Below are 271 nucleotides of genomic sequence, written 5' to 3' on the forward strand. Positions count from 1 at the left end.
GGCCGACCGACGCACGCCTGTGGGGCGGCTCGGCACAGCTCTATGGGTTGCGCCACGGCCCGCCGCACGGCAGCGAACAGGCCGCTTGCAGCGCTGGCCTGGGCGACTACACCGCCGCCGCCGAACTGGCGCAGCAGCTTGCGCAGCACGGCGCCGACGCGCTGGCGCTAAGCCCTGTGCACGCCATGTTTAGCGCCGAGGCACATCGATATTCACCGTACTCACCGTCCAGCCGGCTGTTCCTGAACGCGTGGCTGATTGACCCCGCCGC

The 271-nt window shown here is 70.5% G+C and carries 1 protein-coding gene; it reads left to right on the forward strand.

Going from position 1 to position 271, the window contains the following annotated elements; translation table 11 throughout:
- Positions 1–271: 4-alpha-glucanotransferase (locus tag RVY79_RS19695; RefSeq protein WP_317466260.1), on the forward strand; the 271-nt coding region annotated here is incomplete at both ends.

This window comes from Chromohalobacter sp. HP20-39 (genome assembly GCF_033052815.1).
Lineage (GTDB): Bacteria > Pseudomonadota > Gammaproteobacteria > Pseudomonadales > Halomonadaceae > Chromohalobacter.